This window comes from Photorhabdus heterorhabditis (genome assembly GCF_018448905.1).
Lineage (GTDB): Bacteria > Pseudomonadota > Gammaproteobacteria > Enterobacterales > Enterobacteriaceae > Photorhabdus > Photorhabdus heterorhabditis.
Map to the genome: position 1 here is coordinate 1 of NZ_RCWA01000041.1, position 21,292 is coordinate 21,292.

14 protein-coding genes are annotated in these 21,292 nt (G+C 44.6%); 8 read left to right on the forward strand and 6 right to left on the reverse strand.

Translation table 11 applies throughout. The features are described 5' to 3' along the window. Positions 1-194: 194 nt before the first annotated feature. The 5 genes from EAE89_RS18990 to EAE89_RS19010 form a co-directional block, all read right to left on the reverse strand. Entirely contained in the window at positions 195-776 is a 582-nt protein-coding gene (locus EAE89_RS18990) for a DUF1349 domain-containing protein (RefSeq protein ID WP_054477882.1), read from the reverse strand. A gap of 11 nt (positions 777-787) precedes the next feature. Then, entirely contained in the window at positions 788-1,942 is a 1,155-nt protein-coding gene (locus tag EAE89_RS18995; protein WP_214086410.1) for an MFS transporter, read from the reverse strand. 62 nt (positions 1,943-2,004) lie between these two features. Next, positions 2,005-2,637 (reverse strand): HAD family hydrolase, encoded by a 633-nt coding sequence (locus EAE89_RS19000; protein WP_054477877.1) that lies wholly within the window; start codon positions 2,635-2,637, stop codon positions 2,005-2,007. A 13-nt stretch (positions 2,638-2,650) separates the two neighbouring features. Further along, entirely contained in the window at positions 2,651-3,712 is a 1,062-nt protein-coding gene (locus tag EAE89_RS19005) for a zinc-dependent alcohol dehydrogenase (protein WP_054477874.1), read from the reverse strand. Continuing rightward, on the reverse strand, positions 3,712-4,962 hold the full coding sequence (locus tag EAE89_RS19010; protein ID WP_054477872.1) for a class-III pyridoxal-phosphate-dependent aminotransferase: 1,251 nt from the start codon (positions 4,960-4,962) through the stop codon (positions 3,712-3,714). Before EAE89_RS19010 ends, EAE89_RS19005 begins: the two co-directional genes overlap by 1 nt. A 655-nt stretch (positions 4,963-5,617) precedes the next feature. Here EAE89_RS19010 and EAE89_RS19015 point away from each other — a divergent pair. Then, positions 5,618-6,814 (forward strand): multidrug effflux MFS transporter, encoded by a 1,197-nt coding sequence (locus tag EAE89_RS19015; protein ID WP_214086411.1) that lies wholly within the window; start codon positions 5,618-5,620, stop codon positions 6,812-6,814. A 132-nt stretch (positions 6,815-6,946) separates the two neighbouring features. Here EAE89_RS19015 and malT read toward each other — a convergent pair whose 3' ends face one another. Next, on the reverse strand, positions 6,947-9,661 hold the full coding sequence (malT, locus tag EAE89_RS19020) for an HTH-type transcriptional regulator MalT (protein WP_214086412.1): 2,715 nt from the start codon (positions 9,659-9,661) through the stop codon (positions 6,947-6,949). Between the two features lie 431 nt (positions 9,662-10,092). On the opposite strand from malT, the gene malP reads away from it, so the two are divergent. From malP to EAE89_RS19055, 7 genes are all read left to right on the forward strand, one after another. Next, positions 10,093-12,495 carry a maltodextrin phosphorylase gene (gene malP / locus EAE89_RS19025; protein WP_214086413.1) on the forward strand — a complete coding sequence of 801 codons (2,403 nt, stop codon included), beginning with the start codon at positions 10,093-10,095 and terminating at the stop codon, positions 12,493-12,495. A gap of 9 nt (positions 12,496-12,504) precedes the next feature. Beyond that, positions 12,505-14,592 carry a 4-alpha-glucanotransferase gene (gene malQ, locus EAE89_RS19030; RefSeq protein ID WP_214086414.1) on the forward strand — a complete coding sequence of 696 codons (2,088 nt, stop codon included), beginning with the start codon at positions 12,505-12,507 and terminating at the stop codon, positions 14,590-14,592. An 812-nt stretch (positions 14,593-15,404) separates the two neighbouring features. Continuing rightward, positions 15,405-15,617: a hypothetical protein gene (locus EAE89_RS19035; protein WP_054477858.1), complete on the forward strand. Its 213-nt coding sequence runs from the start codon at positions 15,405-15,407 to the stop codon at positions 15,615-15,617. Positions 15,618-15,745: 128 nt separating this feature from the next. Further along, the gene (locus tag EAE89_RS19040) at positions 15,746-16,981 is read left to right on the forward strand and encodes an NRAMP family divalent metal transporter (protein WP_054477856.1); all 1,236 of its coding nucleotides are present in this window, start codon (positions 15,746-15,748) and stop codon (positions 16,979-16,981) included. A 14-nt stretch (positions 16,982-16,995) separates the two neighbouring features. After that, a complete protein-coding gene (locus EAE89_RS19045) occupies positions 16,996-17,775 on the forward strand; it encodes a LamB/YcsF family protein (RefSeq protein WP_054477853.1) in 780 nt (259 codons plus the stop codon). Between the two features lie 137 nt (positions 17,776-17,912). Then, a complete protein-coding gene (locus EAE89_RS19050) occupies positions 17,913-19,526 on the forward strand; it encodes a 5-oxoprolinase subunit B/C family protein (protein WP_214086419.1) in 1,614 nt (537 codons plus the stop codon). Further along, positions 19,519-21,291 carry an acetyl/propionyl/methylcrotonyl-CoA carboxylase subunit alpha gene (locus EAE89_RS19055; protein WP_214086415.1) on the forward strand — a complete coding sequence of 591 codons (1,773 nt, stop codon included), beginning with the start codon at positions 19,519-19,521 and terminating at the stop codon, positions 21,289-21,291. The genes EAE89_RS19050 and EAE89_RS19055 overlap by 8 nt, the downstream gene beginning before the upstream one ends. The last annotated feature ends 1 nt before the right edge of the window (position 21,292 follow it).

Here is a 21,292-nt window from a genome sequence, read left to right on the forward strand (position 1 = left end):
CCTTGCCGTTCAGCTAACACTTCCCCTCACCGGGTGTGTGGAGGACTTTCACCTCTTAGTCGCTCTTTGGCCACCACAGCTAAAGAACAGCGCCTGTCACGGCGCTACGCGCCATGCCCGGCGCACATATATCACACCCGAAGCACATTGCTTCGGGTGTTTTAAACACCTGTCCCAGTAGAGATAAACCCCATCTAACTTAAATCATGCAACGGTTTTTTTATTGGCGGTGTAAGCCTGAAATCAGAAAATCGCACTTGTAATCCGTGTCGTTCTGGAGAACAACACATTGCGCCAACGAAGACACGTTGTTTACCCTCAAAAAAAGGAGATAGTCTTAATAGTGGCCATAGTAAACCATCAACAGAATATTGAAGCCTTAAATACCCTTCTTCACAGGTCAGGCGTAACCAGAATTTATTGCAATTACCGGGGAATACTCCCATAGACCAATCAGAATGGTTACGTGTCAATACACTACCAATCGTGGCCTGACCATCAGAATATTCAATTCCCCCTTTCAGCCAATGTTTCTCATCGACTAATAGCATGACTCCCGCTTGATCGTATAAATGTTCAAAACAGCCTTCAATACAGAGTTGAAAAGTGAAATCATCCTCAACATAACGCCCAAAAACATGACCATTATGACGTTCAAAGCCATACCATGTTTGCTGCCAAAAGTCGGTCTTATGATCTGTGGTGACATTAAGCCAATCACTTCCACATTGCCAATCAGATGGTTCATTAAGCCAATGATATTGTGATAAACCCATAGGAACTTCCTCTATTCTCTTCCACTTGAATTAATCAATTTATTTCCTGCAAATAAGGAAATAGAGAGTAAAGCAACACAAGCAAAAGCACCATGTAATGTCACAATATGTGCTAACCCACCAATAATTGCAGGTCCCAACAAGATCCCTGAATATCCCATTGTAGAAACTGCGGCAACCGCTAACGAATCAGGCATAATTTTCTGTTGACCAGAAGCGGTAAAAAGCATCGGCGCAATATTGGATAATCCGGCACCTATCATCAGGAAGGAAAGCCCTAATATCATTACAGTTGATGCTGAATAAATAAGGATAAATCCAGAAGTAGCCAATACAGCACTGCTGATAAAAACTCGTCGGTGTCCATAAAGGGCAATGATTTTATCGCCTAAAAGGCGACCGGATGTCATAGCAATAGCAAAAAGGGTATAACCTATCCCGGCCTGATGGCTGCTAATATTATGCACGCTGGTTAATAATATACCGCTCCAATCCAGCATTGATCCTTCCATAATATAGGCAACAAAACAGAGAAAACCCAATAAAATAACGATTCCACGGGGTACAGCAAAGAATGGTGTATTACCCGATTCTGCTTCGTTCAATAATCCACTCCATGCAGGCAGCAGCAAAAGAATAATAAGTAGCACCACTATGATCGTCACCTGAAAAGGTGATACTCCCAGATACAATAATGTACTAACCGAGCCAGCACCAGCTATTCCCCCCAGACTGAACAATGCATGAAAACCAGACATGATTGGCCGCTGGGCCATTTTCTCAACCATAACAGCATGGATATTTACTACGACATCCATTGCACCAATGCCAGCACCAAAGATAAATAGAGCGCAAGCCAGCGTCAGCGGTGTAGGTAATACGCTTAGCCCTGGCAACATCACTAACACCAACAAAGTACATAAAGTGAAAATTTGTCGGCATCCGAAACGTGCTGCTAACATTCCAGCCATCGGCATCATAATGAAGGAACCAATACCGAAAGCCAGCATCAGAAGCCCCATAGCACCATTATCAAGTTGCAGACGTTCTTTAGCTAAAGGAATGAGGGGAGCCCAACTTGCAAGGCTAAAACCAGCAATAAAAAAAGCGGCGCGTGTCGCCATGATGGGTTGTTTTACCAAAGAGATAATATTCTGATCAGACAACTCATGTTCCTTCTATGTAAATAAAATGCCCTCCGATATGACTAATAATGGAGGGCATTAAGTTACGCCAAATTAATCTTAGAAAATTGGGGGATATCTGTCAGCGCCCCAATAACACGGGTTGCTTGCTGATATTGCTCTGCAACAGATAACGCATGAGGCCAGGCATACACATAGGGAATACCCGCCTGTGTTGCTGCTGTAATCCCTAAATCTGTATCCTCAATTACTAATGTCTGATGAACATCCATAGACTTCAATTTCAACATAGCAAGATAAGGATCGGGATGAGGTTTCGTTCTCACAACATCGTCGCCAGAGATCAAAGCCGGGCTTTCGTGCAGCTCCAATAATCCAATATTAGCCTGGCATACTTCCCGCGGCGCAGTAGAGACAAAGCCAAAAGGGATATTGTGCTGTTGTAAAACCGATATCAGCTCAGAAATTCCCGGACGAAGATAACTTAGAGACAGCTTATCCTTATAAACAGCAACAATTTGCGTGGTGATCGCTTTCTGTTGCTGAGCTGGAACCCCAATGTAATCCAGCGTTTCCGCTAAACTCAGGCCAATTAGTTGCTGGGGTTGTACATGCTTTGTGTAATCAGGAGCCAAATCACAAAGAACATCAAAGTGCAGCTGTTCACTGTCAACAATGACTCCATCAATATCAAAAATCACATTAAATCTATCCATGTGAAACATTCCATTATTTTAGATCGGAAATACGAATAAGCACTTTACAGTTCGGAGTAAACAGTGGTTTTTGGCTTTTGCGCGCAATATCACAACCCACAGTGAGAAAAGCCTGCAAGTAATCATTAAAATCAAAAACTTGGCTGACCAGACGACCGGCGGGAATAACACCATCACGGATCATGGTATAAGCACGCTCAAAACTGTTATTCAAAGAATCGATGGAACCAATCACAGAAAGGCTCTTATCGGCAATTTTAAGGATATCAAGATTGGCATGTTTATCTTTAAGTGCAACATTCAACAATTTCCCTCCGGGTGCCAAATGTTCGAAAACATATTCAGTCAACTGACCGGTAGTATCCACACATAGATCGATAAGCGCCGATTTGTCACCATATTGTTGTGTTAAAGCTTCATCAAAATCAGTATACAGCTCACATTCTGGCGGCAAATTTTCTCTGGCAAACTGAACACGACTTTCGTTTTTCTCGACCATGAAAGCCTTAACACCTCTGGCGTGTAAAGCCCAAATATAGAGCATCCCCATTGGGCCTGCCCCAGTGACCGCTGCACGAATATTAGTGTGAGTAATCGCCAGCTTGTCAACACCAGTCAATGTACAGCTAAGTGGTTCAGTCAGAGATGCCTCTTCCATACTGACATGATCATCCAGTTTTATCAGGGCACTCTCTTTAGCCAGATACTGCTCAGCAAATGCCCCGTCATAGGAAACTCCAGCTTCGGTTCCCAATTTCTTCTCACAATGATTTAGGTTTCCTGTCTCACACATCCGACAGTGTCCACAGGAATAGGTTGGGTTGATGACAACACGGTCACCCACATTAAAACGAGTCACGCTCTTTCCTATTTGCGCGACCACACCCGTTGTTTCATGACCCAGAGTGGTTCCCGGAATGGCAACAGGATAAGATCCAGTGATAATCCCAACATCTGTACCACAAACACCACACACCGCAATATCAACGACAACATCATCAGGCTCAACACAGCGTAACGGTTCAACATCCCGAATTTCAACATCCCACACGCGATTAAATTTAAGTGCTTTCATTATGCTACCTCCTTGTTATCTAGCATCCCTAAAGTCAGATCAGTGAAAGTCAGATCAAGTTTATGCAGAATTTCGTTTAAATGTGCCTCAGTACAAATTAACGGCGGACGAACTTTAAGTGCACGGCCTTTGCCATAACGAGAACCGCGGATAATCAAGTTATGAGAATTCGCTATTGCAATCGCTTGTGCTGCAAATTCCGGTGATGGCGTATCAAAGCCAAACATATAACCAATTCCCCTGACACCAGTAATTTCTGGGTATTTATGTTGTAATGCTAATAAACCATCACGCAAATAAGCTTCGTTACGCTGCACATTCTCCAGAATATGTTCGTCTTCAATAATATCGATAACTTCGTTGAGAGCCGTTAATGAAAGGGGATTAGCACCTGATGTACTAGAATGTTCGAATGATTCCAAGACATCCAATGAACTGCGCATCAGCACACCACCGGTAGGAATACCTATACCACCAGCCCCCTTAGCGAAAACAATAATATCTGGTTGTAGCTCTTTAGCATAACCGGTTGAGGCGAAAAATGTCCCTGTGCGTCCAAACCCAGTCTGCACTTCATCTGCGATAATAATAATATTATGTTTATGGCAGATCTCTCTGATCTTACGGTAAAAATCGACAGGAAAAACGATATTTCCGCCATTTCCCTGGATAGGCTCAATGATTAAGCAGGCAATATTGTCATTTGACCCTAATTGGATAAATTGTTCCAAGTCAAAATACTGATTTGTCTCTGTGTTCGGCCCCAATTCAGACATTACACTGGCAGGAGTCGGAACTTTTAAAGAACCATCAATATTGACATGGAAATCTTTAATTCTAAAAGCATTACCAGAAATTTGTGCTGTGGCTAAGGATTGACCATGATGAGCCAGAAAGAAGGAGATAACCCCTGACCGACCTGTCGCTTTTTGAGCAATACGAATTGCACACTCAACCGCACCAGAACCGGAAACATCACGCAACCATATCTTATTAATGCCTTCAGGAGTATGTTTAACTAATTTTTCCAAAATATATTGGGACATTTCATGAGTATACGCAGAACTTAGATGTGTACATCTATCGATTTGCTGTTTTAATTTTTCCGTTATTCTGCGATTAGTGTACCCAAGTGGAAGGTTAAATGTTCCCGAAGCCGCATCAATATATTTTTCACCATCTATTTCTAGATAAGGACCGTTTCCAACAAAGCGAGAAAGTATATCTTCAAACCGTTTTCCATTTTCCATGATGTCATACCTTAATTAACCATTTCTAACTATAAGAAAGCACAATAATCTTGAACAGGTAAGAGAATATTGACTTAAAATTAATTTAGATCAACAAAAAACCCACAAACACCCAAAAAACATTTAAAAAATTAAAGTATTTTATATAAAATACATTATTGTTTTGAATGAATTGTCAATTACAAGCAGAACTGCTGATTCATAGGGTTAGTGACAAGAAATTATGTTTAAAATCCTGTGAAACTGTGCCAAAGATTTTCCATCTTACGGCTCTGCTGAGGCGATAAGGGCATTTTATGACCTGAGACTATTCTCTGATAGATGATGATATGTACTAAAAGATTCCTGATCATTTCTGATTTGTCAGAAACGGTGTGCTTTTTTATCTGAAGATAGCCAGACTCTCGACCGATATAAAAATACCCACACGAGCTAGTTGGTTTACACCGGAGAATAGCTCGTATAAAGTTCAGACTCAAAAAAAGTAAAGGGTTCAGTACCGTACGTGATCCTTGAACATACCTATCGCTAACTTGAAATAACTTGCCAATAGTGTGGTATATCCAAGATCTTTGGTCGTGCTAAAGAATGCATTCCACTGAGCCTATTTGCCAATAAAACCACCACTATTTATTGAAATATCAAAAGAATACACATGCGAAATTACATTCTACTACTACTTAGTCTGGTACTTTTTGGGCCACTAGGTATCGATCTGTTTTTACCTACAATTCCTGCTATCGCTGAAGATTTTCAAGTTAATAATGAAGTTATTCAATCGACGATTTCTTTATTTCTGTTGATCATGGGGCTGGGGCAATTAATCGCCGGACCACTGGTGGACAAATTTGGCCGTCGGCCTGTTGCCTTAATGGGTATCACTTTATACATCCTCGGTTCTATGATCGCAGCACTTTCAACCCATTCCGAAGTCTTTATCGCTGCGCGGATTATTCAAGGATGTGCTGTCTGTTGTACCAGCATCGTCTGCATCAGCGGTGTACGCGACCGTCTGAACGGTGACGAAGCCGCTAAAGCTTACGGTTTTCTTAACAGTACGTTGAATATTGTTCCTGCTTTCGCTCCATTGCTCGGTGGTCTTTTAGCTGAAATTTTTAATTGGCGGGCACCATTCTGGTCTCTGGTCTGCTACTCCGTTATTGTATTGTTTATTATTGCTACCTGGCTGCCAGAAACGCGCCCTGCAAACACCAAGCAAATTCATGGGCTTCCACTAAAACAATATTATCAAATTCTCAGCAATACTCGATTTATGCATTTTGCACTAGTCAACGCTGTTGTCATGGGAATAGTGATTACTTACATTTCATTTGCGCCAACAGTGCTAATGACCGAAAGCCATATCTCACCACTCATATTCTCATTGATTTTTGGTGGCAACGGACTCTGGACTATGATCGCATTCCTAATTGCCAATAAAATCATTCATCGAGCTGGCCGCCCTTTCTGCTTGCTGTTAGGTTCAATTCTGATAGCACTGGGCAGCCTATCTCTGTTCTCAGGAATATACCTGCTGCCAAACATGGTCAACCAACACTGGTTAAGTTATATGTTACCGGTTGCTTTCGCTTGCGCAGGTCTCGCGTTTGTTATGGGACCCGCGACTAGCTATGCACTGGAACCTTATTCTGACGAGGCGGGAATAGCTTCTGCATTAGTAGGATTCATCCAAATGGCTATTGGCTCCATCATCTCGTTGATAGCGATGATGCTACCATTTTCCCCTAAACAGTCTCTGATGCTGGTGATGCTACTAGGTGCCTTGTTGGCTCTATCAACACGTTCACTCAATCGTAGCCTTAAGGGACAAACCGTCTCTCTAAAGTCCTAACATCTATCGCACAGAAATGACTCCGAGAAATGATTTTGTACACCGGAATGACTGGGAAAATGGAAGAAGAAAACACACCAAGTAAGCTATTCTTATCGGCTGCGCCCTTCATAAATCATGTTCCGTGACGAGTCACACACCTAACCCCATCATCTGCATCAGTTGCTGAGCTTGCTGAATCGCCTCCTGGCGATTCGCAATCCCCAACTTCTGATACAGATTCCGTATATGGGTCTTGATGGTTGTCGTTGCTACATCCAACTCCGCAGCAATCTGATCATTGCTGTAACCTGAATAAATCAGCCCCAGGACCTGCCACTCACGCTGAGTAAGTGGACTATTGCGAATAAGTTCTGGAACATCAGGATGTGTCAGCAACTGTGTGACAAAATTTTCGTCAAAATGGGCAAATTTGTGGCGATGTTGACGGTTGATATCCCGTAGAATACGCTGCGCCCGATGCAACTCCAGTTCAGACAGAGTATTGAGTTGAATAAGCTGGCGTAACTGCTGGGCCATCAACTCACCTTCAATCACAAAATGGCTGACAAATCCTGTACGGTTAGCCAGAGCTAATGCTTCTATCAGAACGCTCTGCGCTTCACCTTTTCGCTCGGTGTGCCAGTAAAGCAAATTACATAACAGTAGATTTCGGTTCAGATCGCTTATTAGTTGCAATTTCCTGGCATGCTGATTCAGTGTATCCAAAATGGGTTCGGCTTCATCATACAAACCAAGCAGGATCTGAGTACGGGCAATATTACGCCACTGACCCTGATTAAAATGGTTATTCACACTTTCTGGTCGCTCGGTCTGTGCCAACCACCGAATAGCGGCGCTTTTATCTTCCATACTCTGCCAAATAATGACTCGTAGTTTGTCAGTATTTGTTCGCCAGTCTCTGTGATATTGCCCATTATTCAATAAGTTTTCACAACGGGCCAGATAACGCCGGGCATTATCAATATCTCCTCGGGTCAAAGAACATTTAGCCAGTTGTGTTAAGCACTGTAACTGCTGTTGAGGTTGGAAGTTAGCCAACACGTCCAAACCACGACGTGCTGCCTCTTCGGCTTCATCAAGACGGGACCAGCACCACAAAAGTTGTGAGCGGATACGTAACAGGAATTCATGCATCGGAAGCTGTTCCAGATGCTGTTCCCGAATCAATTCAAATGCCTTGTTCTGCGTTTCATAAGCCGTCTGCAAATACCCCTGGGCCAGTAAAATCTCACTTTGCTGTAAAAGTGCCCACAAAGTATAGTGGTGAACGTGGCAGCAGCGTGCGAGCTGCTCAGTTTGTTGCATTCGCATCAACGCGTCAGCCAGTTCACCTCTACAATGTAATACTTCACCTTCCACTGAGGTCGCAACAATACGACTGTATTCATTCTGAGGAAGCAGTGTCGCCAAGGCTTTTTTTGCCAGCTTATCAGCCACCTCCGGCTTGCCACTATTGATCGCCACCTGAGCCCGCAGAGCGTCGAACTCAGCCAATAGATCCGGCTCAATAGCAATTTGTTTCTGTTGCAGTGCCTGTTCCGCCTGGTTCAACAGTGTATTGACTTCTGAGTAACGGTGCTGGCTTTGAGCCAGCCAAGCCTGAAGCAACACCAGACGCGGACTCTCCAACAATTGCTCATAAGGCAGCGCATTCATGCACTCTTCCAGCAGAGATAGCTCACTGTGGTTAAACAACGCCCAAGCATGTCGCAACAAAATATCACGTAACATGGCAGTATCGCCCGCAGCCAGCGCATGATGAATAGCCTCACCCGGATATCCCTGAACCAACCAACCTTCTGCGGCAGCACGATGCAACTCCGACAATTGCAACGCCATTTCCCACTGACAGCGTTGACGTAAAAATGAGGCAAAAAGAGGATGAAAGCGAAACCATTCGCCAGAGTCATCCATCCGTTGGATAAACAGCCCCTGACGTTCGGTTTCTTCGAGACGTTGCTGACCATTCTCTTCACCGGTAAGGCGAACAATCAAGCCATCATTCATAGAGCGCAAGATAGAGCTACGCAACAAAAACTCACGCGTTGACTCATCGACCTGATTCAGTACTTCATCTACCAAATAGTCGGAAAGATGGCTGGCGTTAATGCCCGACAAGCGCTTAGCTGACAGTTCAGCAGCATCACATGACTGCCGCGCTGAAAGAGCAATAAGTTGAAGCGCCGTTGCCCAACCAGCCACTTCGTTGCATAGACGTTTACAGTCATCGGCGCCAAGTGATGTAGTCAAACGCTTGTCAAAAAATTGCTGAGTTTCTTGATGGTCAAAAGCCAGTTGCTGACTGTCGATTTCTAGCAACTGCTCACGCACGCGCAGATTGGCAATTCCAAGAACAGGCAAATTACGCGATAAGATCGTTAAAGTCAGATTCTCAGGCTGATGACGTAGGAAAAACCTCATGGCCTCATGAATAACGTTATTCATAATCAGATGATAATCATCAATCACCAGAAAAATCGGACGCCGCCACTCATTGAGTTCAATAAACAATTGCGCAAAGAGAGCAGGTAAATTGGCATATTGGTGTTTTTGGGCCAGCACTTCACTTTTGACGCAGTGCCCCTGCGTAGCTTGTTGTAACGCAGCGATAAGATAACTAGCAAAACGTTCCTGTTGGTTATCACTTTCATCCAAAGAATACCATCCCAGATTATCCTGTCCGGCCGCCCACTGAGAGACTAATGTAGTTTTGCCGTAACCAGCGGGACTAGTTATTAGCACAAGACGATAGCTAGACGACTCATTCAGTCTGATTAACAGACGCTTACGCAAGACCGTATTATTCAGACGAACAGGTCGACTCAGTTTTGATGGGATAAGCATTGATTTCCGTGCCCAATAAGAAGCAATAAGTAAAACCTTGTGCTGAAACCGTGTGTAATGATTATGAGATAATTTATTTCACGGCTCGTAATAATGCCATTAATCAGCCCAACCAAATTTAGTGAAATACACAGCCTTTGCAAACAGGTTTGCGCCCTCCATAGTATTAAGTTGCGCGCCCTATCACATTCTTGAACAGCAAATTCCATTTTCCACAGATAAGTTGTGGAAGCGACTAGCAAATTAACGCATAGCTCCCTAGGCAGAAAGTGGATTTAATAGACGAAAAAATGAAGCAAAATATGATTACTGACTACGCTACGCCCTTTTACTCCTCCCTGACTAATACCTCTCCAGGATGATGCCTTAGATCCTGAGAGCATTCAGCATAGTGCCTAAATTTTCCTTTTCAGCTACAGGATGAAGACTCCATGCAACAGTCCAGATTAGATAAAGCCCAGTTTCAAGCTGCGCTGACACGTCAATGGCAGCGCTTTGGCCTCGGTTCAGCACAGGAAATGACTCAGCATCAGTGGTGGCAAGCCGTTAGTACGGCCCTGTCAGAGCTGTTGCCTGCATGCCCTGTCATCAATCATTCCGACCAACAACGCCATGTGAACTACATCTCTATGGAGTTTCTGATTGGTCGTTTGACCGCAAACAATCTGCTTAACCTTGGTTGGTATGAAGACATTCAGGATTACTTGGCAGAAGAAAATATCGTCCTGAGCGATCTTCTGGAACAGGAAACAGACCCCGCATTAGGCAACGGCGGACTAGGACGACTTGCCGCCTGTTTTCTCGACTCTATGGCAACGGTTAATCAGCCAGCAATGGGTTATGGTCTGAATTATCAATACGGCCTATTCCGCCAATCTTTTGAGCAAGGACAGCAGATTGAAAAACCAGACAACTGGGAGAGAGAATCCTATCCTTGGTTCCGCCACAATGCCCAGTTGGATGTTGAAGTTAATATTGGTGGCAACGTCGTTAAAACCGCTGATGGGCGCGAAACCTGGATTCCTGAATTTACCTTAATTGGGCAAGCCTGGGATCTACCGATTATTGGTTACCGCAACAACGTTACCCAACCACTGCGCCTGTGGCAAGCAACACATGCCTCTCCATTTGATCTCTCCCAATTCAACGACGGGCAGTTCCTGAAAGCGGAACAGCAAGGTGTTGAGGCCGCCAAGCTGACGAAAGTTCTCTACCCGAATGATAATCATCAAGACGGCAAGCGTCTGCGCTTAATGCAACAGTATTTCCAGTGTGCCTGCTCTGTAGCAGATATTCTGCGCCGCCATCATCTGGCAGGCCGCAAAATAGAAGATCTACCTAAATATGAAGTTATCCAGCTTAACGACACCCATCCAACAATTGCCATTCCTGAAATGATGCGTATCCTACTGGATAAACACCAGATGAGTTGGGAAACGGCATGGGAGATAACTAGCCATACTTTCGCCTATACCAACCACACCCTGATGCCAGAAGGTCTGGAATGTTGGGACGAGCATCTGGTGAGTCATTTGCTACCGCGCCATTACAGCATTATTCAAGAAATCAACCTTCGCTTCAAAAAGCAAGTGGAACAAACCTGGCCAGACAATCAAGCAATATGGGAAAAATTAGCGGTACATTATAACCATCAGGTGCGAATGGCTAATCTTTGTGTCGTCGCTTGCTCTGCCGTGAACGGGGTCGCTGCACTACACTCAGCGCTGGTGGTTAAAGATCTTTTCCCAGAATATCATCAACTGTGGCCAAACAAGTTTCATAACGTAACGAATGGCGTTACACCACGTCGTTGGCTCAAGCAATGTAATCCTGCGCTGTCGGGACTGATTGATCGTACACTTAACCGTGAATGGATTAACGACCTAGATATGCTTACATTACTTGAACCCTATGCAGATGACTCTGCTTTTTGTGACGAGTACCGGGCAATCAAGCGGGACAACAAGGTCCGTCTGTCCAATTATGTGAATAAAGTGATGGGGCTTAAGCTAGACCCGAATGCCATTTTTGATATACAAATTAAACGGTTGCACGAATATAAACGTCAGCATCTGAACCTTCTACACATCCTGTCACTCTATAAACAAATTCAAGAAAATCCATCTTTGGATATCGTGCCACGTGTGTTCCTGTTCGGTGCAAAAGCAGCGCCAGGTTACTATCTGGCAAAAAATATTATCTCTGCGATCAATCAAGCCGCAGAAAAAATTAACAACGATCCGATTGTCCAGGATCGCATCAAGATCGCCTTCATCCCCGATTACAAAGTTTCCGTCGCAGAGCTGATGATCCCAGCAGCTGACGTTTCAGAACAAATCTCCACTGCCGGCAAAGAAGCTTCCGGTACTGGCAACATGAAACTGGCACTGAATGGAGCATTGACTATTGGTACATTAGACGGAGCAAATGTTGAAATTGCCGAACAGGTAGGAGACGACAACATTTTCATCTTCGGGCACACCGTAGAAGAAGTGAAAGCGTTGAAAGCTACCGGTTACGATCCATTGAAGTTACTTCAGGAAAATCAGCACTTAGACAACATACTCAAATCGCTGGCTAATGGGGAATTCAGCTACAGCGATAAACACGCATTTGACATGCTATTACACAGCCTAATTGATGGAGGCGACCCTTATCTGGTACTGGCCGATTTTGCCTCATACTGCGAGGCGCATAAACGGATCGATACCTTGTACCGCGACACTAAAAGCTGGACACGTAGCGCTATTCTGAATACTGCTCGGATGGGCATGTTCAGCTCTGACCGAACAATCCGTGATTATCAGCAACGTATCTGGCAAGCAAAGAGATAAGGAAAAATCATGGAGGAGAAAAGCCTCGATCATTTAGCGACCGAGGCTGGCATTGTCGCCAGCTATATTAATGCTTATGGAAAGCCACAAGCGATTCCAACGGAAACCCGTCATCGCTTGCTGGAGGCTATAAGTGTAAACAAACCGACCAGTGCGCCGGTTTCTCCCATTCCGACAGTAAAAGTTTTTACTCAAGGTCAAGACTTCACTGTCACCCTGAAAGACAAAGAACACTACCAATGGCAGATACAAACAGAACAAGGGGAAGAGTTTCAGGGGCATTGCAGCCATAAACTGACACTCCCTAATACCCTTGCTCTGGGATACCATCACCTCACTCTGACGCAAGGAAGCCAATGTTGGTCTATGCAGATTATCGTGGCCCCAAAACGCTGTTATGAGCCAGATTCCCTATTAAAGGGAGAAAAACTCTGGGGTGCCTGCGTACAACTCTATACTCTGCGTTCAGAAACCAATTGGGGAATCGGGGATTTTGGCGACCTGAAATATATGCTAAAAGAAGTCGCGACACGAGGTGGTTCCTTCATCGGGCTGAATCCGTTGCATGCCCTGCATCCAGCCATGCCAGAAAGCGCCAGTCCCTACAGTCCTTCTTCACGCAATTGGCTCAATATCATTTATATTGATGTTAATCAGGTTGAGGATTTTAAATGTAGTGAAGAAGCACAGAGATGGTGGCAAACACAAACAACACAGAACATGTTACGACATGCCCGCAACACGGAATGGGTGGATTACACCACCGTTATGGCGTTGAAGATAGCAGCGCTGCGTCTGGCATATCAACAGTTCAATACCCGTCCAGAACTTGATTCTCAGCAGGGGTCCTTTCGCCAATTTATTATTCAAGGCGGAAAATGTCTTTATTATCAGGGAGTCTATGATGCCCTGCACTACCAGCTATACGCTAAAGATAGTGCCTGTTGGGGCTGGCCAGCGTGGCCGGAAAAGTACAACAACCCACACAACGAAGCCGTACAAGCGTTTTGCCAGTCTCATGCGCAGGAAGTGGGATTCTTTCTCTGGCTACAGTGGCTGGCCGATACTCAACTGGCAGACTGCTTTGCACAGAGCCAAGCAAGTGAAATGCCGATTGGACTTTACCGCGATTTGGCCGTTGGCGTAGCCGAAGGAGGAGCAGAAACCTGGTGCAATCGGGCTGTCTACTGCACCAAAGCATCCGTGGGAGCGCCACCAGATGCTCTGGGACCACTGGGTCAAAACTGGGGCCTACCCCCGATGAATCCTCATGTTTTGCAAACCCAGTCTTACCAACCTTTCATTAATTTGCTACGCACAAATATGACCTACTGCGGCGCGCTACGCATTGACCATGTTATGTCGATGCTCAGGCTTTGGTGGATTCCCTATGGTGAAACTGCTGACAAAGGGGCATATGTACACTACCCAGTTGATGATCTGATGGCAATTCTGGCTCTGGAAAGTCAACGCCATCGCTGTATGATCATTGGCGAAGACTTGGGTATCGTGCCGGAAGAAATTGTGGGCAAATTGCGCGACAGCGGCGTTTATTCTTATAAAGTGTTCTACTTTGAGCGTCATGACAATGGGGAATACCGCGCACCTGAGAATTACCCGACACAAGCAATGGCGACCATAACCACTCATGATTTACCTACTTTGCGTGGATTCTGGCAAAGCGACGATTTGACACTTGGGGAATCTCTCAAGTTATACCCAGATAAAGACCTGCTTCAAGAGTTATATACCGAACGTCACGCCAGCAAACAAGGGTTATTAGAAGGCTTACATCGCTACAGCTATATCCCCGAACACATCGGCCACATTGCAAAAGAAGTAGCAATGTCACCCGCGATAAATCAGGGATTACATCGTTATATTTCTCATAGCACTTGCTCTCTGCTGGGGTTGCAACCCGAAGATTGGCTGGATATGGATAAACCTGTCAATGTTCCAGGCACGATAATGGAATACCCTAACTGGCGACGTAAATTGAATACCACATTGGAAATCATGTTCGATGATGATCATGTCAACCAATTGTTGAAAGATGTGGATAGATGCCGTAAAAAAGCAGGAACGGCCAGAAACTAAATGCCGTAACGTCTATTTCTCCTGCGCAGGCGTTATTCTTTCCAGCTTAAAGGATGGTTTTAATCCATAAACCATCCTTCATATTGCTGACTTTTAACGCTTTGACTGTCACTGCTAAGTTTTCACCAATGATAAATACAGGTGTTAAGAAAATCCGCTTTTTGTCTGTCAGTATGGTTTTAAAAGCTGGAAAAGAGGCCAAGCATACCATGAAAAAACAGGTAAAAACTTTAATCATCAAAAGTAAAAAAAGTAATTAAGCATTTTTTAAAGCAAGTAAAAAAATCCGATGCGATACTGATATTGAAAGAGAAAACATCAGTAAAAACGGACTTTAAATCGATTAATCAGATGACAAAATGACAGCGTTAACCCAATAACAAAAATATGAGATGATATTATACCCAATAGATTTCAAGATGGATCGCGACGGCAAGGGAGCGAATCCCCGGGAGCAGAGATAACGATGTCATAGAGAACGATGTGACCGGGGTAAGTGAGTGCAGCCAACAAAGAGGCAACTTGAAAGATAACAGGTATAAAACATTTAACAACATGAAAGATGACTAAAGAAGTGGGGTTTGTTCTTAATACCATTAACGAATCTACCACCCTTTTTGGTTTTAAAGCTAAAAAACCAAACACAGGAAAATGAAAAACAAGAAAACCTGAATATCAGTTTAATAAAAATGGGAAAGTTAAAGTTTCGCGCCGGCTGAATCTGAAAAATCCGTCGGCTTCAAAAAGCCATTTTTTATGTCAGAAGTGAGTGATTATCAACCCGGTAACTCAATGGGAGTTTTGATTAAGAAATGGATAAAAACAATGAATTACACTTTTATCATTTTATTAAAAATAATAAAAACAAACGTATTACTTTTAGTGACTTAATAAACAACGTTAATGATTTAGGTATGATTTTATTTTTTGTTTTATTTTGTGATTTATATCATATTTTATTATCTAATTCCGTGGATTATTTTGAGCAAAGTGAGTCTAGGATAAACAATGTTATTGCAAATTGAGAGATAGCCGTCAGGTAGAAGATATTTCTTTCTACAATTGAAGGGGCGCCATAAATAGAATCAATAAATCATTACCCTATTTCTCCATTTAATCCTTTCTCTACTACACATACACAGGAGTACAATCTATGGCGACACCGAAAGCCATTAATTTTGTGAAGACTCGACGCTCATCATTAATCGCAGCCATTTTCCTGATGGCAACATCTGCAATTGGTCCTGGATTTATTACTCAAACCGCAACATTTACTGCAACTATGGGCGCATCCTTCGCATTTGGCATTCTGGCGTCTATCGTGATTGATTTTTTTGTACAACAGAACATCTGGCGTATTGTGATTTTAACCCGGATGCGGGCTGCGGATATTGCCAACACTGCAATACCCGGTAGCGGCTATCTGTTGGCAATATTAGTGATATTTGGTGGCTTGGTTTTTAACATCGGCAATATTGCCGGTTCCGGCTTGGGACTAAATGCCTTAATCGGGCTAGAACCTAAGTGGGGAGGGTTATTGAGCGCGATCATGGCTATTTTTATCTTCTCATCCCAACGTGCAGGTATTGCCCTCGATCGTATTATCATCGTTCTGGGCGTTGCTATGATCACCCTGACATTGTTTGTTGCTTATGTCTCCAACCCTCCGCTCGGCGAAGCATTACGGCAAACCGTTTTACCTGACAATATTAATTTTGCCACTATCACCACGATTGTTGGCGGCACGGTTGGCGGTTATATCTGTTATGCCGGGGCGCACCGTTTATTGGATAAAGGTGTTGCCGGAATTGAAAATATTCAGGCAGTTTCCCGTGCAGCAACCAACGGTATTCTGGTGGTTGGCCTGATGCGTTACATCCTGTTCCTCGCCATTCTTGGCGTAGTTGCCAGCGGCGTGGTAATCGATATTTCCAGCAAAGATGCAAACCCGGCATCACAAGCATTTCAGGCCGCAGCCGGGCAATTTGGTTTACGTATTTTTGGCTTAATCCTTTGGGCAGCCGCTATCACCAGTGTGATCGGTGCCGCTTACACTTCTATTTCCTTTATTACCGTATTTAGTCAAAAATTCACTGAACGTAAGCGCAATATTGCAACCATTATATTTATCGCCATCTCCCTCCTGATCTATATTGTTTTAGGAACACCTCCCGCTGCTCTATTGGTTTTTGCCGGTGGCTTTAATGGGCTGATCCTCCCTATCGGACTAACTATTTTTATTTATGTCGGCTGGTGTCGAGCAGACCTGATGCAGGGCTATCACTACCCGCGCTGGTTGTTATGGCTGGGAGCAATGACCTGCGCACTGACCTGGTACATGGGGTTTATCTCTATAGAACCTATCTTTTCATTTCTGAAAACAGCTTGAGGAAGACAATAACGATGAAAACTATCGATTTAAATAGCGATCTTGGTGAAGGCTTTGGTCAATGGAAGATGGGTGACGATAATGCAATGCTGAGCATTGTCACCAGTGCCAATGTAGCGTGTGGATTTCATGCAGGAGATCCCGCCGGAATTCTTCAAACCCTAAAAGCGGCCCATAAAAATCAGGTCGTTATTGGTGCTCATGTGTCTTATCCCGATCTTGTCGGATTTGGCCGCCGTAATATGGATATTGCCAACAATGAGCTAACCGCCGATGTTATCTATCAAATCGGCGCTCTAAAAGGGCTGGCCGCCGCCGCCGGAACCCGCGTAAGTTACGTTAAACCTCACGGTGCCTTATATAACACCATTGCCGATGATGAATACCAAGCACTTGCAGTTATTACCGCGATTCGTGAAGTAGATGCCAGCCTGACACTGGTTGGGTTAGCAGGCTCAAAAATATTGGATCTGGCAAGGGAAAAAGGCTTGTCTACCATTGCCGAAGCTTTTGCCGATAGAGCTTATACCCCACAAGGCACGCTAGTTTCTCGGCGGGAAAAAGGGGCGGTATTGCATGATGCCAATGTGGTCGCTCAACGAATGTTGCAACTGGTGACAGAAGGTGGTGTTGAAGCGATTGATGGCAGCTTTACACGCATTCAGGCGGATTCCATCTGTGTTCATGGTGACAGCCCCGGTGCTGTAGAAATGGCCCGTCAGGTGAAAATGACGCTACAACAAGCCGGTATCACCGTACAGCCTTTTATTCAAACTAGTAAGCAGTCGTCATAGCATCACGCACCGTTTTATACCCAATAGATTTCAAGTTGCAGTGTGGCGGCAAGTGAACACAGCCAACAAAGCAGCAGCTTAAAAGATGAAGGGTATACATGCTTATTTCAATGCAGTTTGATATCCAGGAGTATTCCGTGCGTTTTCTACCGGTTAATTTGAATACCATTATTGTTGAACTTTACGATTTGGATGAAACACTGGCTTTATTTGATTCACTTAACGCCAGCCCAATTTCAGGAGTAGAAGAAATTATTCCAGCCGCCAGAACACTGCTGATCCAGTTTCGTCCTAATATTATTACCGCCAGTCAACTTGCCAGAGAAATCAACAGTCGTAACCTGGATACACGCGATAGAACAACAGGCAAACTCGTTGAAATTTCTGTGCATTACACTGGCGAAGATCTGACTGAAGTGGCGGATCTCCTCGGGATAACCATTAAAGAAGTCATTAAACGGCATACAGAAAATGAATATACCGTTGCTTTTACGGGTTTCGCTCCCGGATTTGCTTATTTAGTGGCAAATTCTGATGTTTTGCGGGTTCCCCGCCGGATGACCCCACGTGCTCGTATCTCTGCCGGATCGGTAGGGCTAGCAGGAGAATTTAGTGGTATATATCCACAAGCCAGCCCCGGGGGATGGCAAATCATCGGCATCACGCCAGAACGCATGTGGGATCTCTCGCGCAATCCCCCTTCCCTGTTACAACCGGGCTTTCGAGTACGTTTCAGAGATAAAGGCAAAGGCACAACAGTCACCATTACCAAACCTGAAAGCCTAATTACTCCCGCAGATGTCATCTCTTCACAGGTTGATAAACACCTATCTCTGGCAATCTTATCAACCGGAATACAAACGCTTTTTCAGGATTTAGGCCGTTCCGGGCAGGCTGGTTTAGGAATTTCCGCGGCGGGTGCACTGGATAAAACAGCGCTGCGAAGTGCAAATCGTATCGTCGGTAATCCTTCCGATAGCGCATGTCTGGAAATTGCGGAAGGTGGATTAAGCTTCATCTCCCATGGCAACGTTATTATCTCGGTCACTGGGGCTGATTGTCCTATCGTTATCCAAACGGCATCTGGCCAGAAGTTTCAAGCAGATAGCTACCAACCTGTTGATCTCAGTGAAGGGGATAAAGTGACATTAGGAACGCCCAAAGCGGGGGTGCGTTCTTATCTGGCAGTACGAGGAGGTTTTGCGCAGCAACCTATTCTTTCCAGCCGATCTTACGATACGCTGGCACATATTGGCCCCAAGCCAGTTGTTACAGGCGATCTGCTGAATATTCTTTCCGTCACGCGCAGTTCCGCAGTATCCATGGATGAAAGCCCGGCTTTTAATATGCCTGCCCCTGACGATATCGTCACACTGGATATTATTCTGGGGCCTCGGACTGACTGGTTCACAGAAGAAGCGCTATCTCTGTTACAAAATCAGCTCTGGCGAGTCACACCACAATCTAATCGGGTTGGGATTCGCCTAAATGGAGACACACCGTTATCACGTTGCAACCATGCAGAGTTACCCAGTGAAGGAACTGCTGTCGGAGCTATCCAAGTTCCTGCCAATGGACAACCGGTTCTGTTTCTGGCGGATCATCCCTTGACCGGCGGTTATCCTGTTATTGGCTCAGTCGCTAGCTATCATCTTGATCTTGCCGGACAAATTCCTATCAATGCCTATATCCGCTTCCATCCAATTAATGAATTTCACGAAATACAGGAAGCGCTGACTACTCATGAATAATAAGGATAACCCAATGAAGAAAATTCTGATCGCCAACCGTGGTGAAATTGCAGTCCGTATCATCCGTGCCTGCCGAGATTATGGCTTACAATCCATTGCCGTTTATGCGGATTCAGATATCAATGCACAACACGTACAGTTGGCTGATGAAGCTTATGGTCTGGGGGGAAACAGCCCCGCAGAGACTTATCTTAATATTTCCCAACTACTGGATATCGCTAAACGTTCAGGTGCCAACATGGTACATCCGGGGTATGGATTTTTGTCCGAACGGGCAGAATTTGCCCGCGCCGTCATTGACGCCGGGTTAATCTGGATTGGTCCTGAACCAGAGACAATCGATATTCTTGGTGACAAGGTAAAAGCGCGTAAAATCGCCCAACGTGTAGGTGCACCACTGGTTTCAGGTACAGAAGAACCGGTAGAAAATGCAGAGGAAGCCCTGACGTTTGCTGAAAAATATGGTCTGCCAATCGCAATCAAAGCGGCATATGGCGGTGGTGGACGGGGCATGAAAGTGGCATGGCGTCTGGATGAAGTGACCGAACTCTACAATTCAGCTGTTCGTGAAGCAACCGTTGCCTTTGGACGTGGGGAATGTTTCATTGAACAGTTTCTGGATAAGCCTCGTCATATTGAAGCTCAAGTTCTGGCTGATAAGCACGGCAATGTCGTCATACTTGGCACACGTGATTGTTCACTACAACGACGCAATCAAAAACTGGTGGAAGAAGCACCGGCCCCATTTCTGACTGATAATCAGCGCCAACGTATCCACCAGGCAGCCCGGGATATTTGTGCTGAAGCCCATTACACCGGAGCGGGTACGGTAGAGTTTCTGCTCAGTGCTGATGGGACCATTTCCTTTCTAGAAGTCAATACTCGCTTGCAAGTTGAGCACCCTATCACCGAAGAAACAACGGGTATCGACATTGTAATCGAGCAATTTCGGATTGCCGAAGGTAAGCCTTTATCATTAACAACAACACCAATTCCTTCAGGACACTCTTTCGAATTTCGTATTAACGCAGAGGATGCAGGTAAAGGATTTTTGCCCACACCAGGAACAGTGACTCTATTTTCTCCACCTTCTGGTCCTGGAATAAGATTGGATTCTGGTGTTGTAACGAATTCCGTGATCCCAAGTACCTTTGATTCCCTGATGGCTAAGTTGATCGTCACCGGAAAAACTCGCCAACAAGCCATTGCCCGGGCGCGACGCGCATTACAGGAATTCAACATTGAAGGCGTCGCCTCAGTACTACCTTTTCATCAAGCCGTCATGCAGCATCCCGATTTTATTTCTGATGATACATTCAAGGTCCATACACGTTGGATCGAAACTGACTTTATCAACCAAGTAAAAATATCTCCGCGTCAGGAAAATCATCATCAAGAAAAAGTAACCCGTACTTTTATCGAAATTGATGGCCGTCGTCATCAATTGGGGCTATCTACCGAATTATTGAAAGGACTTTCATTGTCCAATCCTGAACAGAATTCGATGACTAAAAACGCCAATAGCGCCACTGAAGAAACAATCACCACACCTAATCAGGTACCCGCTCCAATATCCGGCATTTTACAATCTTGGTATGTACAGGAAGGTGATGAAATTAAACAAGGTGACGTCATTGCGGTGATGGAAGCAATGAAGATGGAAACACAACTGACCGCACATCGTTCTGGGGAAATTCATATCCATGTAAAAGAAGGATCTTATCAACAGGCAGGAAGTACGTTGGCAAGTATTAATGAGGATTAAA

What these genes read in the sequence shown, in the direction of transcription:
- malQ (WP_214086414.1), top strand. Translation starts at nt 12,505, where the DNA reads ATGGAGGAGAAAAGCCTCGATCATTTAGCGACCGAGGCTGGCATTGTC.
- EAE89_RS19000 (WP_054477877.1), bottom strand. Translation starts at nt 2,637, where the DNA reads ATGGATAGATTTAATGTGATTTTTGATATTGATGGAGTCATTGTTGAC.
- EAE89_RS19010 (WP_054477872.1), bottom strand. Translation starts at nt 4,962, where the DNA reads ATGGAAAATGGAAAACGGTTTGAAGATATACTTTCTCGCTTTGTTGGA.
- malP (WP_214086413.1), top strand. Translation starts at nt 10,093, where the DNA reads ATGCAACAGTCCAGATTAGATAAAGCCCAGTTTCAAGCTGCGCTGACA.
- EAE89_RS18990 (WP_054477882.1), bottom strand. Translation starts at nt 776, where the DNA reads ATGGGTTTATCACAATATCATTGGCTTAATGAACCATCTGATTGGCAA.
- EAE89_RS19035 (WP_054477858.1), top strand. Translation starts at nt 15,405, where the DNA reads ATGGATAAAAACAATGAATTACACTTTTATCATTTTATTAAAAATAAT.
- malT (WP_214086412.1), bottom strand. Translation starts at nt 9,661, where the DNA reads ATGCTTATCCCATCAAAACTGAGTCGACCTGTTCGTCTGAATAATACG.
- EAE89_RS19045 (WP_054477853.1), top strand. Translation starts at nt 16,996, where the DNA reads ATGAAAACTATCGATTTAAATAGCGATCTTGGTGAAGGCTTTGGTCAA.
- EAE89_RS19015 (WP_214086411.1), top strand. Translation starts at nt 5,618, where the DNA reads ATGCGAAATTACATTCTACTACTACTTAGTCTGGTACTTTTTGGGCCA.
- EAE89_RS19055 (WP_214086415.1), top strand. Translation starts at nt 19,519, where the DNA reads ATGAATAATAAGGATAACCCAATGAAGAAAATTCTGATCGCCAACCGT.
- EAE89_RS19005 (WP_054477874.1), bottom strand. Translation starts at nt 3,712, where the DNA reads ATGAAAGCACTTAAATTTAATCGCGTGTGGGATGTTGAAATTCGGGAT.
- EAE89_RS19040 (WP_054477856.1), top strand. Translation starts at nt 15,746, where the DNA reads ATGGCGACACCGAAAGCCATTAATTTTGTGAAGACTCGACGCTCATCA.